This window comes from Nocardia sp. NPDC050175 (genome assembly GCF_044459885.1).
In the GTDB taxonomy this organism is placed as follows: domain Bacteria; phylum Actinomycetota; class Actinomycetes; order Mycobacteriales; family Mycobacteriaceae; genus Nocardia.
The window spans coordinates 649,006-667,527 of record NZ_JBITJI010000002.1 but is presented as its reverse complement, the minus strand read 5'-3'; the positions used below and the strand labels follow the sequence as shown (position 1 = coordinate 667,527).

General features: G+C 66.3%; 19 protein-coding genes. 7 read left to right on the top strand and 12 right to left on the bottom strand.

What is annotated here, in order from left to right; genetic code table 11:
* Positions 1-51 precede the first annotated feature (51 nt).
* Positions 52-924, top strand: coding sequence for an SDR family NAD(P)-dependent oxidoreductase (locus ACIBK2_RS08695; protein ID WP_396965130.1), 873 nt, complete (start codon positions 52-54; stop codon positions 922-924).
* Between the two features lie 17 nt (positions 925-941).
* Here ACIBK2_RS08695 and ACIBK2_RS08690 read toward each other — a convergent pair whose 3' ends face one another.
* The 10 genes from ACIBK2_RS08690 to ACIBK2_RS08645 all read right to left on the bottom strand — a co-directional run bounded on the left by ACIBK2_RS08690 (position 942) and on the right by ACIBK2_RS08645 (position 10,236).
* Positions 942-1,265, bottom strand: coding sequence for a putative quinol monooxygenase (locus ACIBK2_RS08690; RefSeq protein ID WP_396965128.1), 324 nt, complete (start codon positions 1,263-1,265; stop codon positions 942-944).
* Positions 1,266-1,360: 95 nt separating this feature from the next.
* Positions 1,361-3,010, bottom strand: a complete 1,650-nt coding sequence (groL, locus tag ACIBK2_RS08685) for a chaperonin GroEL (RefSeq protein ID WP_396965126.1) — start codon at positions 3,008-3,010, stop codon at positions 1,361-1,363.
* A 44-nt stretch (positions 3,011-3,054) separates the two neighbouring features.
* On the bottom strand, positions 3,055-4,080 hold the full coding sequence (locus ACIBK2_RS08680) for an NAD(P)-dependent alcohol dehydrogenase (protein WP_396965124.1): 1,026 nt from the start codon (positions 4,078-4,080) through the stop codon (positions 3,055-3,057).
* Positions 4,077-4,808 carry an iron-sulfur cluster assembly protein gene (locus tag ACIBK2_RS08675; protein ID WP_396965123.1) on the bottom strand — a complete coding sequence of 244 codons (732 nt, stop codon included), beginning with the start codon at positions 4,806-4,808 and terminating at the stop codon, positions 4,077-4,079. Before ACIBK2_RS08675 ends, ACIBK2_RS08680 begins: the two co-directional genes overlap by 4 nt.
* Positions 4,805-5,827, bottom strand: a complete 1,023-nt coding sequence (locus ACIBK2_RS08670; protein WP_396965122.1) for an amidohydrolase family protein — start codon at positions 5,825-5,827, stop codon at positions 4,805-4,807. Before ACIBK2_RS08670 ends, ACIBK2_RS08675 begins: the two co-directional genes overlap by 4 nt.
* 16 nt (positions 5,828-5,843) lie before the next feature.
* Positions 5,844-5,987: a hypothetical protein gene (locus ACIBK2_RS08665; RefSeq protein ID WP_396965120.1), complete on the bottom strand. Its 144-nt coding sequence runs from the start codon at positions 5,985-5,987 to the stop codon at positions 5,844-5,846.
* Positions 5,987-6,334 carry a propane 2-monooxygenase effector subunit MimD gene (gene mimD / locus ACIBK2_RS08660; RefSeq protein WP_379282271.1) on the bottom strand — a complete coding sequence of 116 codons (348 nt, stop codon included), beginning with the start codon at positions 6,332-6,334 and terminating at the stop codon, positions 5,987-5,989. Before mimD ends, ACIBK2_RS08665 begins: the two co-directional genes overlap by 1 nt.
* Complete coding sequence (locus tag ACIBK2_RS08655) at positions 6,331-7,449, bottom strand: aromatic/alkene monooxygenase hydroxylase subunit beta (protein ID WP_396965117.1); 1,119 nt, start codon at positions 7,447-7,449, stop codon at positions 6,331-6,333. The genes mimD and ACIBK2_RS08655 overlap by 4 nt, the downstream gene beginning before the upstream one ends.
* Before the next feature lie 25 nt (positions 7,450-7,474).
* Entirely contained in the window at positions 7,475-8,527 is a 1,053-nt protein-coding gene (locus tag ACIBK2_RS08650; RefSeq protein WP_396965115.1) for an NADH:ubiquinone reductase (Na(+)-transporting) subunit F, read from the bottom strand.
* 59 nt (positions 8,528-8,586) lie between these two features.
* Positions 8,587-10,236: a methane monooxygenase gene (locus ACIBK2_RS08645; RefSeq protein WP_396965113.1), complete on the bottom strand. Its 1,650-nt coding sequence runs from the start codon at positions 10,234-10,236 to the stop codon at positions 8,587-8,589.
* A 148-nt stretch (positions 10,237-10,384) separates the two neighbouring features.
* Here ACIBK2_RS08645 and ACIBK2_RS08640 point away from each other — a divergent pair, with 148 nt between their 5' ends.
* A complete protein-coding gene (locus ACIBK2_RS08640) occupies positions 10,385-12,154 on the top strand; it encodes a sigma-54-dependent Fis family transcriptional regulator (protein ID WP_396965111.1) in 1,770 nt (589 codons plus the stop codon).
* 1 nt (position 12,155) lies between these two features.
* Here the strand turns inward: ACIBK2_RS08640 and ACIBK2_RS08635 are convergent, their stop codons facing one another.
* Positions 12,156-13,043 (bottom strand): SDR family NAD(P)-dependent oxidoreductase, encoded by an 888-nt coding sequence (locus ACIBK2_RS08635; protein ID WP_396965109.1) that lies wholly within the window; start codon positions 13,041-13,043, stop codon positions 12,156-12,158.
* 70 nt (positions 13,044-13,113) lie between these two features.
* Between ACIBK2_RS08635 and ACIBK2_RS08630 the strand changes: the two genes are divergently transcribed.
* The 3 genes from ACIBK2_RS08630 (at position 13,114) to ACIBK2_RS08620 (ending at position 16,117) form a co-directional block, all read left to right on the top strand.
* The gene (locus tag ACIBK2_RS08630; RefSeq protein ID WP_396965107.1) at positions 13,114-14,037 is read left to right on the top strand and encodes a LysR family transcriptional regulator; all 924 of its coding nucleotides are present in this window, start codon (positions 13,114-13,116) and stop codon (positions 14,035-14,037) included.
* Between the two features lie 216 nt (positions 14,038-14,253).
* Positions 14,254-15,342 (top strand): lipase family protein, encoded by a 1,089-nt coding sequence (locus ACIBK2_RS08625; RefSeq protein WP_396965879.1) that lies wholly within the window; start codon positions 14,254-14,256, stop codon positions 15,340-15,342.
* A gap of 115 nt (positions 15,343-15,457) precedes the next feature.
* Positions 15,458-16,117, top strand: a complete 660-nt coding sequence (locus ACIBK2_RS08620; protein ID WP_396965105.1) for a DJ-1/PfpI family protein — start codon at positions 15,458-15,460, stop codon at positions 16,115-16,117.
* Between the two features lie 66 nt (positions 16,118-16,183).
* Here ACIBK2_RS08620 and ACIBK2_RS08615 read toward each other — a convergent pair whose 3' ends face one another.
* The gene (locus ACIBK2_RS08615; protein ID WP_396965103.1) at positions 16,184-16,648 is read right to left on the bottom strand and encodes a hypothetical protein; all 465 of its coding nucleotides are present in this window, start codon (positions 16,646-16,648) and stop codon (positions 16,184-16,186) included.
* 118 nt (positions 16,649-16,766) lie between these two features.
* Here ACIBK2_RS08615 and ACIBK2_RS08610 point away from each other — a divergent pair, with 118 nt between their 5' ends.
* The gene (locus tag ACIBK2_RS08610) at positions 16,767-17,387 is read left to right on the top strand and encodes a PadR family transcriptional regulator (RefSeq protein ID WP_396965101.1); all 621 of its coding nucleotides are present in this window, start codon (positions 16,767-16,769) and stop codon (positions 17,385-17,387) included.
* Positions 17,388-17,462: 75 nt separating this feature from the next.
* On the top strand, positions 17,463-18,470 hold the full coding sequence (locus ACIBK2_RS08605) for an adenylate/guanylate cyclase domain-containing protein (protein WP_396965099.1): 1,008 nt from the start codon (positions 17,463-17,465) through the stop codon (positions 18,468-18,470).
* The last annotated feature ends 52 nt before the right edge of the window (positions 18,471-18,522 follow it).

Sequence of the window (18,522 nt, the reverse complement as noted above, 5' to 3'; positions counted from 1 at the left end):
GCAATGCTACATTGTTGAGGTACCTCACTATCGGGTGAAGCGGAGCATGCCATGAACGATCGACCGGTAGCTGTCATCACCGGGGCAACCAATGGCCTCGGCCGTCTCGTCGCCCTCGACCTCGCCCACCGCGGGTTCCGACTGGGCATCATCGCCCGCAACCCCGGCAAGGTCGACGACCTTCGTGCCGAGATCGAGACGCTTGCCCCGGCCGCGCCCGTCGACTCGTTCGCGGCCGACCTGACGTCGCTGCCGGAGGTCCGGCGCGCCGGAGAGGAGGTCGACGCCTACTACCCACGCATCGACGTTCTGATCAATAATGCTGGGCTGCATGCTTTCTCGCAGCGCGTAACGCCGGACGGGTTCAGCGAGATGACCGCGGTCAACTACTTCGCCCCCTGGGTCCTGACCAATACCCTGCGCGGCAAGCTCGTCGCATCGACACCCGCACGCGTCGTCACCGTCGCGTCCGAGGCCGCGCGACACAGCGGCGGTATCGACCCCACCCGGGACCTCACCCGCACCGACGACTACAGCCGCCGGGAATCGTCGAGGCGGTACGGGCGAACAAAACTGATGGACATCATGTTCAGCCAGGAACTCGCCCGGCGACTGACCGGCACCGGTGTCACCGCGAACTGCTGCGACCCGGGCTTCAACACCAGCGGCCTCGGGCGCGAACTGCCCTTCGCGGGCACGCTCGAAAGGATCCTTAAGCGTCTGCGAATAGGCGATCCCGGGCGCGGCGCTGGAATCATCGCCAGACTCGCGACCGACCCCTCGCTAGCGGGCACCACCGGCGGTTACTTCTCGGTGAAAGACGCCGCTCCCCTGCAATGCCCGCAACCGGGGCGGGACGAAACCGTCCAACGCGAATTGTGGGAGGCCACCGCCGACCTACTCCGCGACATCGTCTCCCGCTGAGGCCGAAACCCCGGGGCCTACCCCACCTTCATCTCCCCCATCTCGGACCAGCCACTCGCATCGATGGTTTGGCTGATGATCTTCGGCGTGGACGCGAGGGCCTGCGGCAAGTCCGCTATCGCGGCCTTGAAATGGTCGCTGCCGACGTGCGCGCCACCGGCCGCCGCATCGCGAAATGCTTCTACCAGAACGAATTCGGCCGGATCATCGACGCTGCGGGACCAGTCGAACCACAGGTTGCCCTCTTCCGCGCGGGTGGCAGCGGTGAACGGGGCGACGAAATCGAGCCACTTGTCCGTCCATTCGGGCTTGGTCTTGAATTTGACGACGATGAAGATCATGGCGCTCCCTCTGCGGTGGGTCGGGCTGCCGCGACACAGCCCGACTCCCGCTGGTGCCGGGCGGCGATCGTGACGAACACCCCATTGTCGGACGGTCAGTAGATGTTGGAGGGCCGAACGAGCCCCTCGGCCAGGTCACCGAATCCGGGCGCGATGATCGCACCGGGGTTCACCATGATCTCCTCGACGATCAGTGTCTCGGTGGTGAGCAGCAGCGCGGCAATGGACGCGGCGCTGCGCAGCGCCGAGTGGGTAACCTTGAGCGGATCGATCACGCCCGCCTCGAACATGTCGACGTAGGCGTCGGTCATCGCGTTGAAGCCATGCCCGACCGGCAGTTTTGCGACGGTGGCCACCGCCTCGTCGCCGTCGTATCCGGCGTTGATCGCGATCCAGCGCAACGGCTCCTCGACGGCACGGCGCACGATCTCGCGCCCCTCGGCGGCATCGCCGGTGAGCTCGAGCAGGTCGAGCGCCGGTTGCGCCTGCAGCAGCGCGGTGCCGCCACCCGCGACCACGCCCTCCTCCATCGCCGCCCGCGTCGCCGACAGCGAGTCCTCCACCCGGTGCAGCTTCTCCTTGAGCTCGACATCGGTGGCCGCGCCGACGTGCACGACGGCGACCGACCCGGACAGCCTGGCGATGCGCAGTTTCAGATTGTCCTGATCATGCTCGTTCTCGGCGCGTTCGAGTTCGCGCTCGAGCTGAGCGATCCGCGCCTTCGCGTCGTCGGGCGCGCCCGCGCCGTCGACGAGGGTGGTCGACCGTTCGGTGACGGTCACCTTCCGCGCCCGGCCGAGGTGCTCGATCCGGATGTTCTCCAACGCGACGCCCGAGTCGGCACTCACCACGGTGCCGCCGAGAACCGTTGCCAGATCCTCCAATTCGGCCACCCGGCGATGCCCGAACCCGGGCGCGCGGATGACCACCGAGCGGAAGGTGTCGTGCACGTTGTTGGTCACCAGCATGCTCAGTGCCGGGCCGTCCATGTTCTCGCAGAGAATCACCAGCGGTCGCCCGGCGCGTTGCACCTGCTCGAGCACCGGCATCAGCGTCTGCACGGTGGAGATCTTCTGATTGGTGAGCAACACGTACGCGTTGTCGAGCACCGCCTCCATCCGGTCCTTGTCGGTCACGAAGTACGGCGAGAGGTACCCGTGGTCGAACTCGAGGCCGTCGATGTAGCCGAGCCCGAGCCCGAGCTGCGGCGACTCCTCCACGGTGACAACACCATTCACGCCGACCTTGGCCAGCGCCGCGGCGATCACGTCGCCGATCTCGCTGTCGTTGTTCGCCGAGAGCATCGCGACGTGCCGCAGCTCCGCCTCCTCAGTGATGCCACGACTGCGTTCCCGCAGCAGCTCGACGACGGCAGCTGTCGCATGCTCGATACCCCGTTTGAGCTGGATCGGATTCGCGCCGTCGGCCACGGCGCGCAGCCCCTCGCGCACCATCGCCTGGGCGAGCACGGTCGCGGTGGTCGTGCCGTCGCCGGCCACGCCGTTGGTCTTGGTGGCCACCTCCTTGACGAGCTGCGCGCCCATGTTGGCGAAGGGATCGCGCAGCTGGATCTCCTTCGCGATGGTGACGCCGTCGTTGGTGATGGTCGGGGCGCCGGTGAGCTTCTCCAGCACCGCGTTGCGGCCCTTCGGCCCGAGCGTCACCTTCACCGCGTCCGCGACGGCGTTGACGCCCTGTTCGAGCAGCCCGCGGGCGTTCGCGCCGAAGCGCAGTTCCTTGGCCATATCGCACACACCTTTGGTCGAAGTTCAGTTGTCGAAAAGCCCGGTCAGGGCACGAGAATCGCGCGGCCGCGGACCCGGCCCGCGTCGAGATCGCTCAGCGCGGTCGCGAAGTCGTCCAGCGCGTATCGCGTCGTGTGCAGCCGCACCCGGTTCTGCGCCGCGAGCACCATCAGCTCGACGAGGTCGTTGTAGGAGCCGACGAGATTGCCGATGAAGTTGATTTCGGTGGAGATGATGTCGATGGTGGGGACCGACAGCACGCCGCCGTAGCCGATGACGTAGTAGTTGCCCGCCCGCCGCAACATCGCGACACCGGCCTCGATCGCACCGCCCTCGCCGACGAAATCGATCACCGCCTCGGCGCCGTTGCCGTCGGTGAGCTCGAGGACGGCGTCGGCCTCGTTTCCGTCGGCCTGCACCGTGTGGTGTGCGCCGATCTCCTGCGCCAAGGCCAAGGCGGCCGGAGATCGGTCAACCACAATCATTTCCGCGGCGGACAGCGCCGCGAACACCTGAATACCGATGTGCCCCAACCCACCAGCGCCGATCAGCACCGCCTTGTCACCGGGCCGCAGCGCCCGCGCGGCCTTGGCGACCGCGTGATAGGCCGTGAGACCGGCATCGGCGAGTGCCGCGACGTCGGCGGGCACCAGTGCCGAATCCAGTTTCACGACCGCGCGGGCGTTCGTGCGCAGGTATTCGGCGTAACCGCCATTGGTGTCGATGCCGGGGAATTGCGAACTGGCGCAATGTACATCGTCACCGGCGCGACAGGCGCGACAGAGACCGCAGGTCATCAGCGGGTGCAGGATCACCGGATCGCCCGCCTGCAAACCGGTCACCGCCGGACCGACCGCCTCGACCCAGCCCGCGTTCTCGTGGCCGATCGTGTACGGCAGCGTGACGCCGCTCTTCTGCTCCCATTGCCCCTCGATGATGTGCAGATCGGTGCGGCAGACACCGGCCCCGCCGATCTTCACGATCACGTCCAGTGGCGACTCGATCGTCGGATCCGCGACCTCGACCAGTTCCGGCTTCGAGTCGTAGGCGGCCAATTGCACGGCCTTCATCGGTCTGCTCCGTTCTCATACGTTGTGGTACTGGATGTTTCGCCGTAACGGGTGGCGAGCAGGCCACGGCAGAAATGCGCGTTGCCCTCGATGCTGACCCGCACCGCACGGGCGTAACGCAGTCGAATCGCCAGATCGCCGGACTGCAGCGCGGCGCCGTGCTCATCGACGAGCAGCATTGCGCCAGGACTGGTTTCGAGGCCGATGGCGGCACGCCGACGTTCCAGTGAGGCGCGCTCGCGCCCGTCGGGTATGTCGCCGAGCGTCAATTCCAGTGGCGCGTCGGTCATTCGATCCGCCGCCGACAGTTTGCGCACGACCCGCTCCAACGCCGCGATGTAGGCCTTGCGCTGGAACGTCTTTCGCAGCTCGTCCAGTTCGCGCGTCGCCTCGCCGGGAAAACTGCCGGTGAATCCCGCGCCCTCCGCGACACCGGCATTGATCTGCTCGGACGCGAAATGGTCCTCCAGCAATACCGTGACCGAATCGACCTCCGGCAGCGCCGCGACCGCGTCGTGGGCGTCCGCGACCATCAGATACGCGAAGTTCGGCGCGCAGAAGTAGGCGGGCAACCGCAGCCGAACGCGGACGTCGCGCCCGTCCGTCACCAGTACCTCGCTGACGAACCGCAGGGCGGTGATCGGTTCGTCGAGCTCCGGGTCCCGTACCGCGTCGAGCGCGGCCCACACGCGCTCGGCGACGGTATTCGACTGTGCGACGGTGGTCATGCCGGAACCCGGTTGGCGGCGGGCTGACCGTCCTGCGACGGCACCGCCTCACCGGGCACCTCGAACCCGTACAGCCGCGCCAGATTCAGGCCGAGGATCTTCTTCTTGGCCTCGGTGCTGATGGTGCCGTACTCCGACTGCAGGTCCTCGGGGATCTGGAAGTCGACGAACTTCTCGATCAGCCAGGCCGGCTTCCAGATCGCGTAGTCGCTGGCGAAGGTGAGCCGGTTCTCGTCGAGCCAGTACAGGAGCTCGCCGATGATCTGCGCGAAATACCTTGGCCTGGTGTGGATGAACGGCATAGCGACGGCGAGGCCGCCGTAGACGTTGGGTTCCTGGGTCGCGATCCAGCAGAAGTCCTCCAGCCGCGGCAGGCCGACGTGTTCGATGATGAAGTTCAGGTTGGGGAACGCGGTCGCCACGTCGTCGACGTCCGCGACGTCGAAGGCGTCGCGATTGAGCGGATAGATGGTGGGGCCCTTGTGAATATGGATATTCCGGATGCCGAGCTGTTCGCACTTCTCCAGGTACCGGTAGCTCCACGGATCGGTCAGCTTGTAGCCCTTGGATTCGCCCTTCCACTCGGCCGTATAGAGCTTGACGCCCTTGAGGTTCCAGCGTTGGTGCAGCGCCTCGAGCTCGTCGAGACCGCCCTCGCCGTCGCGCGGATCCCACGCGCCGTTGGTGATCAGCTTGTCCGGATGCTTCTCGGCGAGCGCGCCGTTGCGTTCGGTGGTGTTGAAACCGTTGACGTAGAAGTCGGTGAGATACGTCGGCTGGAAGATGCCCTTGTCGACATAGCCGACCTCGAACAGGTCGTGCATCAGGTCGGCCTCGGTGTAGCTGCCGAACTTCTCCAACGTCCAAACCTCCTCGGCCGGTGAGAGATTGCGGTGATAGTCGTAGAAGCAGCCGGTGAAGCCCTTGCCGTACCGGTTCTTCTGATTGCTCGGTCCGCCGTCCCAGAAGTGGATGTGGCCGTCGACGATGAAGTACTTCTCGCCGTCCTTTTCGTACATGGTGGTGCTCCGATGCTTAACGAGTCTGTGGGCTGTTGGTGGCGGCGGCAGTGCGGTGGCTGATCCACACCTCGTCGATCCGCCAACCGGCGGCCTCCAGTCGGGCGATGACCGACTGGAGGCCTGCCGGGGCGTGCGTGCGGCTGAGCGCGACGGTCATCACACCGGTTTCAGGTCGAAATCGATGTACTCGGCGGCGTCCTCGGGATTAGCGAAAAGCATTGTCCGGTCGTCGAAATGCACCATCCGCCCGTAGTGGGTGGACATGATCTCCTCGAAGTCGGACAGGGTGAACTCCATGCCGAGCGCGTCGGTGATCTCGGCGAAGTCGAACGTCAGCACCTTGTTGCCGTCGACCCGGATCATCGAGGGATACTCGGTGATCTTCACACCGTCCTTGCGGCCCATCACTTCCGCGACGACGTAGCCGTTCTGGTTGTTCATCAGGGTGATGCCGCACATGTTCGACGATCCGACGCCGGTGCCGAATTCCATTGCAGTACTCATCGGTTCAGCTCCTCGGGCTGGTCGAGATCCAGGTCGGCAAGCACGCTGCGCAGGCCGGACTTGGCGGCTTCGAACGATTCGGCGAACGGGATCGTTCGTTCTTGCGGCTGCGACCAGATCGGTTGCAGCTCACGGGCGGCCGCGACACTCAGCGGCACCCACTTCGCCAGCCAGCCGCCGAGCACCTCGCGGTTGTGCGCGCCGTGCTCCTCGTCGCGGGTGAGCAGCGAGAACAGCACGCGGGAGTAGCCGAGATCGCGGTTGTAGTCGTGCTCGCCGGAGCCGACCAGGCTCGGTGTGACGTAGTCGCCGTTGCGTGCGGCGATCTGCATGACCAGGTGGCTGCGGAACAGCACGCCGACGAGCTGTTCGAAGACGACGTTCGCCGCGAACAGTCCCTCGGCCCAATCGCCTGCGGCGGTGAGCAATTCGACGTTGCGCCGGACGCCCTGCCAGACCGGATCGGTCTGCCACACCGCCCGATGCGCGGAACCGTCGAAGCCGCTGAGCGATTCGCTGAGATCCAGGTTGTAGAGCGCGAGATCCTGCGCGAAACGCAGCTTGTGCGCGCAGTTCACCGCCATCGCGTTGTTGATCATGTTGGTCGGGGCGGAGCGTTGCGCGGCCATGAAAACGTGCAGGCCGAGGCCGTGTTCGGCGTGCATCCAGGCGCCGAGGTTGCGCTCGACGAACTTGGTCCAGGCCGGGGTCCACGAGTTGTAGGCGTCGGCCAGTTTGGCGTTGTCCAGGTTCTGCTGGATCTGCCGCACCGCGTTGGCGTTGTTGCGGTAGATCGTCTGTTCCCACTCTTCGTTGGGGTCGCGGAACTTGTGCCAGTCACTGGATTTCAGCGCCGTCCACTCGTGCGGGTAGCCGCCGGGGCCGTCGCCGAAGCCGTAGATCCAGCCTTGGCTGAGGTGACGCGCCGGGTCGGGCTGCACGTCGAACGTGACGTCCTCGTAGGTGGTGGCCCGCAGCTTCGCGGGCGTGAAGTAGTTGTAGGACCGGCTGCCCGAGCTGGGAAATTCCAGGGCGCCCGCTTCGGCGTCGGTGAATTCCGGCTTGGGAAAACTGCGCTCCGGTTTCGTCGCTGGCTCGGCGGCGGGTGCACTCATAACTGTTGCTCTCTTTCTCTGGAATTCAGGTCTGCGGAATCGTCGTGGTGAACTTGTCGAAGTGGATCCGTTCGCGCGCAACCCCTTTGCCGTCGAGCATCCGCATCGCCGCATCGACCATCGGCGGTGGTCCGCAGAGGTAGATCTCGGCTTCGGTCAGATCGGGCTCGCGCCGGTCGACCACGTCGGTGACGAAGCCGAAATCGCCGTCGGTGACTCCGATTTCGGCCCAGTCCGCGTCGGTCTGCTCGGAAAGCGCTGGGACGAAGGTGAAGTCAGCCAGTCGATCGCCGAGTTCGGTGAGCTCGGGCAGATAGAACAGGTCGGCGGCGGTGCGGGCGCCGTAGTAGTAATGCACCGGCCTGGTACTGCCGATCTCGACGAGATGGCGCAGCAGCGACAGAATCGGCGCCATCCCCGCCCCGCCGCCGATGCAGACGATGTCGCGCTCGGAATCCTTCTTGATGGTGAACGAGCCGTATGGGCCGCGCAGCCGCAATTCGTCGCCGACGGCGAGCTCACCTTCCAAGAGGCCCGAAAACCGGCCTCCTGGATAGCGTTTGATGATGAATTGCAGCCGCCCGGATTCGGTCGGCGTGGTCGCCATCGAGAACGACCGGTGCTCCTCGGTGCCGGGGATCATCACGTCCGAGTACTGACCCGGCTTGAAGGTGTAGGCTGCGGGCTCGATCAGCTCCACTTCCAGCGAGACGATGTCGTGCGTGAGGTCGGTCAACGCGACGATGCGAGTCAGCAGTTGTTGCAGCGGAACCGCATTGCGCAACTCGTCCTCGTCGTAGTTGATCAGCTCGATCTCGCAGTCGCTGTAGGCATGCGACTTGCACAGCAGCACATACCCTTCCTCGCTCTCGTAGTCGGCGAGCGCGAAGGTGGAGTAGCGATCCATCTGGATGTCGCCGTCGAGCAGGAACGACTTGCACGCCGAGCACTGCCCCTCGCGGCAGCCGTGCATGAGCGAAACCCCTTGGCGGAAAGCCGCATCGAGAATGGTCTCGTCCTCGTCGACCTCGATCTCCAGCTCGACCGGCTCGAACCGGATGCGATGGGTGTCCCCCACGGGAAACTCCTCGGGTGGGGCCCGGTGCCCGCGTGCACGGACGCCGGGCGTCGATGGGATCAGCCGACCTTCGCCGGACGACCGCCTGGACCGCCGGCCGTGTACGCGGCGACATGCGCCTCGCGTTCGGTGTCCGACATCTCGTTCAACAGGATGTTCGGGCTCTGGAAGTTGATGCCGCGCAAGTCATCCAGCGTCCACAGCTTCTTCGGATCGTCGAGATCCAGGTGCGGCTGCGGGATCAGGGTCTTGCCGTCGTCACGCACATAACCGAGGTGCTGCACGATATCGGCGAGATCCTGGTTGTGGTGCAGGGTTTCCCACTCGCGATGGCCGGTGAGCCGTCCCATGTTCGGGGTCGGCCTGCCCTCGTACTCCGGACGGAACGCCTTGATATCGGTCCACGCACAGGTCTCCGAGCAGTACGTGCGCCATTGGCCGTCGACCTTGTCGGTCACCATGTCGCCGCGAATCAGGCACGGCACCATGCACGTCCAGCACCGATGCGGGTACTGGTAGTCGACGTCCTCGAAGGCGATCGGCTTGTTGCGCCCCGGGTAGCGCAGGCGGTTGTAGTTCTCCCACCACACGCCGTACTTGTTGTACCAACCCGGGTACTTCTCCTCGAACCACTCGAAGTCCTGATCGGTCATCGGATCGATGCGCCAGTAGTTGACCGGCCAACCGGTGGAGAAGAACTGGGCGACCTCGTGCACGTAGCCCTTGTTCACGATCCGGTTCCAGGCCTCCTCGACCAGGTCGTGCGGGATGGTCAGGCCGTACTTCTCCAACGGGATCAGGTAGCTGCGGTAGTAGTCGTCGTAGATCCAGCGCCGCCACATCTCGGCGTAGCTGTCGCGATCCTTGCGCCGGTCCTTGGTGCCGTACTCGATGAAGGTGCCGATCGCAGCGTCCACCACGCAGTGGTTGTTCCACCAGGCGTAGCGCAGGTCGCGCTCGAGCAGCTGCCGGTTGTCCTCGTCGGCCAGCGCCATCAGCAGAATCGAGTAGCCGTTGGAGATGTGCCGCGACTCGTCGGACTGCACCGAGTGGAACACCGTCGGCAGCAGGTAATCGCCATTGGCTGCCGCCTCCGAGGGCATCGCGACGAAAAGCGTGTTGGTGAAGGCGGTTTCGGCCACCACGGTCAGGTAGATGTTCGCCGCGGTGATCGCGTCGCCGGTGATGAAGCCCTCGCCGAACTGGCGGCCGATGGTGCCCGCGTAGTTGTTGGCGAACGCCTTCTCACTGATATCGAAACCGGCCGGATCGATGTAGTGATTCATGTACAGGCGCTTGAGATTCATCTGAATCGTCGAATGCCGTACCTCGTCGATCATCTGGACCGCGAGCCCGTTGTGGATCTCGGGATTCGGCACCGCGTCGATGGCCATCGGCATCGCGCGGGCCGCGGAGATCTCCGGGAACGGGATGATCGACAGGAACAGCTTCTGCCATTCCATCCACCGCTGCTGTACTTGACGGAACATATTGCCGCGGATCGCGCCGTCCATCGCGCCGAAGACCCGGTTGTCCTTCTCCTCCTCCATCGGGAAGTAGGAGCGCAGAATCTGTTTCAGCGGATCCTTTTTCGGCGCCTTGTCGAATGTGTAATCGGTGCCGAACCGGGTGGCCGGTGTCGCGAAGGTTGGTTCCCACGACAGTTCGGTGATCTTCTTATGAGCCTTGCTCAGGCTTTGCCTGCTCAACGTCTTCCTCCTGCTGCGGCTGCGGTACACGTTTCCTGTGACCCATGACACAGTGAAAGCGATACGCTGGACGTCTCAATGTGAGACGCGTCGCACATTGAGACGCGGTTAGCGTGGATTACCGCTGGCCAGTTTCGAGGTGAGAGCAATGTCGGATCCCCATGTCGACGCCGTTGTCAGCCTGCAGCAAGCCAGGGAAAGGTTTCTTACCGCCGGACCCGTGGACACCCTGCCGGTGCGCAGCACGGTGCTCGATTCCTGGCGTCGTTCGCGCGCGCTGCGCGTGCACCCGGACCGGGTGGAACTGCCGTATGTGCGCGACCCGAATCTGGATTCGCCGCTCACCAATGCCGCCGCGCCGGTGCTGCAGCGGCTCGCCAATGATCTTGCGGCACAGACCGTCAGCGTCATCCTGACCTCGTCGGACGGACTGGTGCTCGAGCGCTATGCCTCCGAGGTGACGATCATGCACCTGCTGGACAGCGTGCAGCTCGCGCCGGGATACAGCTACGCCGAGATGTTCGTCGGCACCAACGGCATCGGCACCACGCTGGAAACCGCCAGCCCCACCTTCATTCGCGGCGGCGAACACTATCTGGGCACGCTGGGCAGGCTGGCCTGCGCGGGCTCGCCCATCCGACATCCGTTGACCAGGGCGGTACTGGGGGTGATCGACCTGACCTGCTGGGCAAGCCGATCCGATCCGCTGCTGTTCACCCTCGCCAAGAGCGCGAGCAGTCAGATCGAGGATCGGCTCAGCTCGTTGGCCAGCGAGAGCGAAACGGCGCTGCTGGAAACGTATCTGCGCCAATGTCGCCGGTACCCGCTCGGTGTGCTCGCGATCGGCGGCGACGTGGTGTTGATGAACCAGTACCTGCGGCACGCGCTGGACGCGCACGATCAGGTTGCGCTGCTGGAACTTTCGGCCGATCTGGCCAGTGGCGCCGGGAACGTCGACACCCTGGTCGCGCAGTTGCCGAGCGGGCACACCACGAAAGTCACGGCGGTGGAGCGGATTCTGGTGCGCGGTGGGGTGCGCGGCGTCGTGCTGCACGTGCAGCTGGCCGTCGATCGCGCCGTGCGCCGAACGATCGGGCAGGCTACCTTCACGGTGCCCGGCGTCGCAGGACGCAGTAGCTCGTGGCGGCGCAGCTGTCAGCAGGTGGAGCGCTGCTGTCGCGATCGCGAATGGGTGGTTCTCGACGGCGAAAAGGGCTCGGGGCGAACGCGACTGGCCCGTGCCGTCGCCGCCCACGTGAGTGCGGACAAGATGGTCCGGGTGCTGCGGACCTCGGATTTCGCCGACGCGGAGCACATGCTCAGCGCCTTGAGCACCGAGACCGCGAGCAACGAGTTCAATGTCGTGCTCACCGATCTGGAGCGGCTGCCCACCGACGTGATCGAGCCGCTGGCCGAGATCCTGCAGGCCTGCGCGGGTCGCGGCTGGATTGCGGCGACCATGAATTCGGCGACCAGGGCGCCCGCCGTCGACTCGCTGCTGCTGCCGTTCTTCACGCACACCGTCGGCGTGCCCGCGCTGCGACATCGCATCGAGGACCTCGACGACCTGGTCCCGTTCCTGCTGCGCGAGCTCACCAAGGGCGCCGACGTCCGGCTGGCCCCGGACGCCATGCGCCAACTCGGCAAGCTGCCGTGGCCGGGCAACGTCACCCAGCTCCGCCGGATTCTCGCGGAAACCATTGCCGTGCAACGATCCGGCCTGATCCAGGCCGACAAACTGCCGCCGCAATGCCGTTCGCTGACCAGGCGCAGGCTCAGCCAGCTCGAGGCGCTGGAGCGCGACGCGATCGTGCGCAGCCTGCAGGAGAACGGCGGCAGCAAGTCCGAGGCGGCCGCGGCACTCGGCATGTCGCGGGCCACCATCTATCGGAAGATCAAGGACTTCGGTATCGCCTGACTCATGGAATGAGCTGCAGCGCTTGCTCGTCCAGCGGGGTGCCGGAATGCCACGGCACCACCTTGCCGAATTGGGTCAGTTCGCCGTACTGATCCGGGTCGACGCCCGGTGTCAGCGCCAGATCGAGGACAGCGCGGGCGGCTTCGGTGGGCGTCTGGGCGTCGCTGAAGTCGCTGAACCACGGGCGAGAGGTCGCGGTGTCGACCATGCCGGGGCAGACCGAGGCGATCAACGTGCCGGTGGCCAGGTCCTCGGCGCGACGCTCGGCGGCTACCGCGCGCACGGCGGCGACCTGGGCGACCTTCGAGGGAGTGTTCAGCCAGCGGGGCCAGCCCGCCTCTTCGGCCGTCTTCGAATGGATTGCGCTGCGCCAGGATTCGACGGCGTACTCGACCTGGTCGAGGGTGGCGTTGTCGAACAGCGGCTGCAGTTGCACGGGCAGGTGGCCGAGGGTGCCGAGCGAGCTGGCGACGACGAGCAGCCGGCCACCGGGGCGCAGGATCGGGGCGAAGGAGCGCAGGATCGTGTGGGTCGCGGTGTTGGCGACGTCGATGTACTCGTCCGCCAGCGCGGACTGGGACTGATTCGGCAGGACCCGGGTGGTGGCGTTGGAGACGACGATGTCCACTCCGCCGTGGCTTTCCCGCAGTTCGGCGGCGAGTGCGGTGATGTTTTCTGCGTCGGCGACGTCGAGGACTCGGCCCTGCACTTGGCTGCGGGTGCCGGACGCGGCGGCGATCTCGGCCGCGGCCTCGGCAACCCGCTGCAGGTTGCGTCCGGTCAGCAGCACCAGATCCGCCGGGTCCATTCGGGCGGCGAGGCCCTCGGCGAGTGCCCGGCCCAGACCTTGATTCGCCCCGGTCACCAGGGCAATGCGTGGGTTGTTCATGACTCCAAGTTAGGCAGCGGCCATCCATGAGTCCAACGAGAATTGGGCACGCATGGTATGCGTATTAGTCATGGACTTCACCGATGTCTCGCTGACCGCGCTGCGCGTCTTCCGCACCGTTGCCGAGCAAGGCACCTTCACCGCGGCGGCGGGCACGCTCGGCTACACGCAGTCCGCGGTATCGCGGCAGATCGCCTCGATCGAACGGGTGGCGGGCGCGGAGCTGCTGGAGCGGCGTCGGGAGGGCGTAAAGCTCACTGCGGCGGGGCATCTCGTGTTGCGGCGGGCCACCGCCGTGCTCGATCAGATCGACGCGACCGCCCGCGAGTTGTCGGGGTTGCCCGCCCAGGCCGCGACGGTACGGGTGGGCTGGTTCCCCAGCGCGGGTGCCGCTCTGCTGCCGAAGGCCATCGCGGTGCTGCGCCAGACTCATCCCGGCATCACTGTCCAGAGCCGGGAAGGCAGCACACCCGCGCTGGTCCGCGCACTGCGCGCGGGCAGTGTCGACCTGGCGCTGATCGGCTCCGAGCCGCCGTTCCGACCGCCGGACACCGAGTCGCCCGCACTGATCCTGCGCACCCTCACCGAACGCAGCCTGTGCGTGGCCGTCCCCGCTACGCACCCGCTCGCGCGCGGCGACTACATCGACGTCGCCGACCTGCACGGCCAGCAATGGATCGCCGGACCGAACACCAGCGACGACCGATTGATGGGCGTCTGGCCCGGCCTGGACGAACGCCCCGAGATCGCGCACACCGCCCGCGACTGGCTCGCCAAACTCCAATTGATCGCCGCCGGTTGCGGATTGACGACCATCCCCGCCGTGCTCGCCCCCGCCGCCCTGCCCGGCGTGCGCGTCCTCCCGGTCCGCGGCGGCCCGCAGGAACACCGGCGACTCGTGCTCGCCCGGCTGCCGTCCCCGCTCAGCGAGGCGGCGGCCAGGACCGCCGAAGCACTCCGCGCCGCCGCGATAGAGCTGGACGTGCCTCAGTAGCCGCACGGAGTTACTCGCCCGCCTTCCTCTTATCTGCGACGGCGCGAGGTAGCGTGGGTTTGCTTACAATTCGCCACTGATAGATGTGGTAGATACACAACCGTCCTAAGCTGCTCTTCAACTGGACGACCGTCCAGCACCAAGGAGAAGTCTTCGATGCGCGTTAATCGTGGTTGGAAGAGTTCTGTGGCAGTGGCCACGGTCTCGGCAAGCGTCATGCTCGGGTTGCAGGCGGCGCCGGCCACCGCGGAAACTCCGGGGATGCTGATCTCGGACACTCCGCAGGCCGACGGCTGGCGGCCGATGCCGAACGGTTCGGTGATCACCTACTGGATGGCCGGGTCGGATGGCACGCCGAAGCAGGCGAGCGGGGCGCTGTTCATCCCCAATGGCACGCCGCCGCCCGGCGGGTGGCCGGTCATCGCGTTCGATCACGGCACGACCGGGCTCGGGCGCGGGTGTGGCGGTGAATCCGATCCGAGCACGGCGCCGAACTCGCATTGGCATGCCGAAGAAGACGACATCATGCAGCGCCTGATCGGACAGGGCTTCGCGGTGGTCGCTCCGGACTATCTCGGGCTCGGCCTGTTCGATACCGGGCCGCACCCGTACCTCGAACTGAAGACCGAGGCGACCGCAACCATCGACCTGCTGCGCGCCGCGCGCTCCGCGCATCCCGAGCTGTCGCGCACCTGGGCCGCGTTCGGCCCCTCGCAGGGCGGGCACGCGGCGCTCGGCACCGGCTATCTGCAGTCGAGCTACGCGCCCGACCTCGACTACCGCGGCACGGTCGCGATCGACCCGGCGTCCGATGTCGAAAAGGCGCTGCCCATCGCGGGACCCGCGATACCGACGGTGCCGGGCACGGCGGAAACGCTCGGCTTCATATCGACCATCTTCGCCGGCGTGCGGGCCGCGCGCACCGACATCGACTTCAACCAGTATCTGAGCCCAGTGGGGCACGAGTTGCTCGATGAGATCGGCACCATGTGCAAGCCGGAGATCGAAGCGCGAGTGGAGGGCATGGGCATCGGCGAGCTGCTGTCGAAGCCGTTGTCCGACAGCCGGGTTCGCACCGCCTACGAGTCCTACCTGACCGTGCCTGCGTCCGGCTACGACGCCCCGATCCTGTTACTGCTCAACGTCACCGACACGACGGTCCCGTCGCCGCTGCACGCGACCCTGGCCGCCCAGTTCGCCGCCAACGGCGTCGACTTCCACACCGTCACGGGCACCGGCACACACACCCAGCTCAACCCGCAGATGTGGGCCGCCATCGACGCTTTCCTGGCCCGCGTCAAGTAACCGGTTCGGCCACAACCCAACTGGCGAGAATCCGTTGGAAGCTGACGATCGAGCTACTTCTCGACCGTCGGCTGGGCACCTAGCGTCGTAATCACCGAGGTAGAAGGAGATTTCGATGCTCGCACAGTTCGTGCTATTCGATGGATTCGACCCGCTGGATGTGATCGCGCCGTTCGAGGTGCTCGGCGCCGGTGACACGGTCACCGGCGGCCTGCTCGAGGTCGAGCTGGTGTCCGCTGAGGGAGCGCGCGAGGTGCCGAGCGGGGTGCCGCCGATTGCGTTGCGCGCCACCGGAAAACTGGACCCGAGCCGCACGGACGTGGTCATCGTGCCGGGCGGGATGGGCCGCATGCCGACGGATGCGGACGATCACGGGGACGACAGCGTCCTGACCGTCCTCACCCGTGCCCTGGGCACCGAACTGCCTGCGCTACTGAAGGAAGCCGTCGACCGGCCAGGAGTGACCGTCGCGAGCGTCTGTGGCGGCTCACTGCTGCTCGGGTTCGCCGGTTTACTCGCAGGCCGTCCGGCGACCACGCATCCGCTGGGCATGGAGGCGCTCGCGCGAACCGGCGCGATCGCGGTGCCCGCCCGCGTCATCGATGACGGCGATCTGATCTGCGGCGCAGGCGTGACCTCGGGTCTGGACGTCGGGCTGTATCTGCTGGAACGTGAACTCGGCCCCCGCGTCGCGCACGCCGTTGAGCAGCTGATCTCCTACGAACGTCGCGGAACCGTTTGGCAGAACACAGGTTCCGCACCGGTCGCCGCCTGATCCGGTATCGAGCTACCACCGAGAATGCCCCGGACTCGAAAGTCCGGGGCATTCTTGCGTTTTCGGTCAACGTGGGGCGTTGGCCGGGTCGGCGAGGGTCGGGGTGCGGCCCTCACGGTTGGCGCGGCGGGCGTCCTCGAAGAACTCGCGGGAGAACATCGCGGACAGCACCGCGATGCCGCCGCGGTGCACGCGGAATTCGCTGGTGGTGCTGGTGCCGGTGAGTCGGATGACGCGGCCTGCGGCCTGCTGCGGGCGGGCGAAGTCCTTCACTCGGCCGCGGCCGGTCCACTGCAGCGCCGACTGGTCGATGACGGCGTCGTCGGGGACGAGCAGCTTGACCATGGCGTGGTCGAGGTTGGCGTGCACCTCGATATCGCCGTCGCCGGCCAGCTGCGGCGAGCGCAGGTCGATGACGACGCTGCCGTAGCGGACGGTGAGGTCGAAGGCGGTGGCGTCGGTCCAGTCGCCGAGGCGCTTGGTGGTGCCGTGATCGACGTGGATCTGGACGGGGGTGGCCTTGGTGATCATGTCGGGAAGTCCTTTCGGGGGTGGTTCCTCGGGCTGAATCAATAGTGACATGAGAACTAGTTCTTTGGCAACTAGTTTTTATAACCCTAGTTTTCCGGCGACCATTAGAATGAGTGGTATGACGGCATCGGCGCAGTTCAAGCGCTCCCCCCTGGCGATGGTCGTGCTCGGCATCCTGAATCTCGAGCCGATGCACCCGTACGCGATCCAGCGCCGGATCAAGGAGTGGGGCAAGGACAAGGTCGTCAACGTCAGCCAGCGCGCCGCGCTCTACAAGACGATCGGCAGGCTGCTGGAGGCCGGGCTGGTCGCGATCCGCGAGACCGGGCGCGATCAGCAGTACCCGGAGCGCACGGTCTACGAGATCACTGATGCGGGCCGCGCCGCCTGCACGACCTGGCTGGCCGAGATGATCGCGATACCACGCAACGAGTACCCCGACTTCCCGGCCGCGCTGTCGTTGCTGATGCTGCTCGGCCCGGACCGCGCCCGCACCGAATTAGCCCGGCGGGCAACGACTTTGCGCGAACAGCTGGCCGAGATGGACGCCGATGCCGAACAGATGGCTGGCATCGACCTGCCGCGGGTGGTGATGCTGGAGGACGAATACCTGCGCGCTGTCACCGAGGCCGAATTGCGCTGGGTCGACGGTGTTGTCGGCGATCTCGCCGCGGGCACGCTGACTTGGTCCTGGGACTCCCTTGCGGCCTATGTCGGCGAATCCGCCGAGCCGGAGTGAGCCGCCCGCTGTGAGGTCACCCAATGGTGGCGGTGTTCACGGCGGGTAGTGGGGTGGTCGTCGTAAGGTACGGGCATGGTGCCCACCGAGAAGTCCGAGCTGGTGCAGTCGATCGTCGAGTCGTATCTGCTGGACGGGAACCGGCAGTACAGCCGCACCGATGTGGCCGGGCAGGCGGGGACGACCACCGCGCTGACCAAGCGGTTATGGACCGCACTCGGCTTTCCGGCGGGGCTGGACGACGATGCCATCGACTACACCGAGGCCGATATCTCGGCGCTGCGGAATTTCCGCGACCTGAACATCCTCTCCTCCGCCGACGCCAGGCAGCAGGCGGCGACCGCGCGCACCCTGGGCCAGGGCATGGCCCGGCTGGCGGAATGGCAGGTCGACCTGGTGCTGGCCGAGATCGGCGAACGCATCGCCGCGGCCGACCCGGCCGCCGATCCCGAGGAAACCATTCGCACCGCCACCGAGGGCACCATCGCGACGCTCGAACAGCTCAACACCTACGCCTGGCGTCGGCACCTCGCCGCCGCGCTGTCCCGGTCGCTCGACCCGGGCACCTCGGCCGGCGAGACCATCCGCGAGCTGGCGGTCGGCTTCGCGGACATGGTCGGCTACACCCGGCTGACCAGGCACCTGCACCCGGACGAGCTCTCGCTGCTGCTGGAGTCGTTCGAATCCACCACCACCGCCGCGATCACCGAGAACGGCGGCTGGGTGGTCAAGAACGTCGGCGACGAAGTCATGTTCGCGGCGAACAGCGCCGCCAACGCAGCCCGCATCGCGCTGGCCATCCAGGAGTCGACGATGATGGTCGGCGGCACGCCCGAACTGCGCGTCGCCGTGGCGTACGGCGAAGTGCTGCAACGGTTCGGCGACCTGTACGGCTCGGTCGTGAACATCGCGTCCCGCCTCACCGGCGTCGCCCGGCCCGGCACGGTGCTCGTCGATGACGAGGCCGCCGTCGCGCTCGACGGTGATCCCGAGTTCATCATCAAGAACCTGCGCAGCGTCCGCGTCCGCGGTTTCAATCGCCTGCGCCCGCACATCCTGCGCCGCAACGAGAAGAACAACTGAGGCCACCGCGCTCGAGCCCGGCCGCTACCGCGATCTAAGCTCGTGCCAGTGG

Bases quoted from the DNA above. Each gene is read 5' to 3' on its own strand.
- ACIBK2_RS08695 (WP_396965130.1), top strand. From the start codon at position 52: ATGAACGATCGACCGGTAGCTGTCATCACCGGGGCAACCAATGGCCTC.
- ACIBK2_RS08690 (WP_396965128.1), bottom strand. From the start codon at position 1,265: ATGATCTTCATCGTCGTCAAATTCAAGACCAAGCCCGAATGGACGGAC.
- groL (WP_396965126.1), bottom strand. From the start codon at position 3,010: ATGGCCAAGGAACTGCGCTTCGGCGCGAACGCCCGCGGGCTGCTCGAA.
- ACIBK2_RS08680 (WP_396965124.1), bottom strand. From the start codon at position 4,080: ATGAAGGCCGTGCAATTGGCCGCCTACGACTCGAAGCCGGAACTGGTC.
- ACIBK2_RS08675 (WP_396965123.1), bottom strand. From the start codon at position 4,808: ATGACCACCGTCGCACAGTCGAATACCGTCGCCGAGCGCGTGTGGGCC.
- ACIBK2_RS08670 (WP_396965122.1), bottom strand. From the start codon at position 5,827: ATGTACGAAAAGGACGGCGAGAAGTACTTCATCGTCGACGGCCACATC.
- ACIBK2_RS08665 (WP_396965120.1), bottom strand. From the start codon at position 5,987: ATGACCGTCGCGCTCAGCCGCACGCACGCCCCGGCAGGCCTCCAGTCG.
- mimD (WP_379282271.1), bottom strand. From the start codon at position 6,334: ATGAGTACTGCAATGGAATTCGGCACCGGCGTCGGATCGTCGAACATG.
- ACIBK2_RS08655 (WP_396965117.1), bottom strand. From the start codon at position 7,449: ATGAGTGCACCCGCCGCCGAGCCAGCGACGAAACCGGAGCGCAGTTTT.
- ACIBK2_RS08640 (WP_396965111.1), top strand. From the start codon at position 10,385: ATGTCGGATCCCCATGTCGACGCCGTTGTCAGCCTGCAGCAAGCCAGG.
- ACIBK2_RS08635 (WP_396965109.1), bottom strand. From the start codon at position 13,043: ATGAACAACCCACGCATTGCCCTGGTGACCGGGGCGAATCAAGGTCTG.
- ACIBK2_RS08630 (WP_396965107.1), top strand. From the start codon at position 13,114: ATGGACTTCACCGATGTCTCGCTGACCGCGCTGCGCGTCTTCCGCACC.
- ACIBK2_RS08625 (WP_396965879.1), top strand. From the start codon at position 14,254: ATGCTCGGGTTGCAGGCGGCGCCGGCCACCGCGGAAACTCCGGGGATG.
- ACIBK2_RS08620 (WP_396965105.1), top strand. From the start codon at position 15,458: ATGCTCGCACAGTTCGTGCTATTCGATGGATTCGACCCGCTGGATGTG.
- ACIBK2_RS08615 (WP_396965103.1), bottom strand. From the start codon at position 16,648: ATGATCACCAAGGCCACCCCCGTCCAGATCCACGTCGATCACGGCACC.
- ACIBK2_RS08610 (WP_396965101.1), top strand. From the start codon at position 16,767: ATGACGGCATCGGCGCAGTTCAAGCGCTCCCCCCTGGCGATGGTCGTG.
- ACIBK2_RS08605 (WP_396965099.1), top strand. From the start codon at position 17,463: ATGGTGCCCACCGAGAAGTCCGAGCTGGTGCAGTCGATCGTCGAGTCG.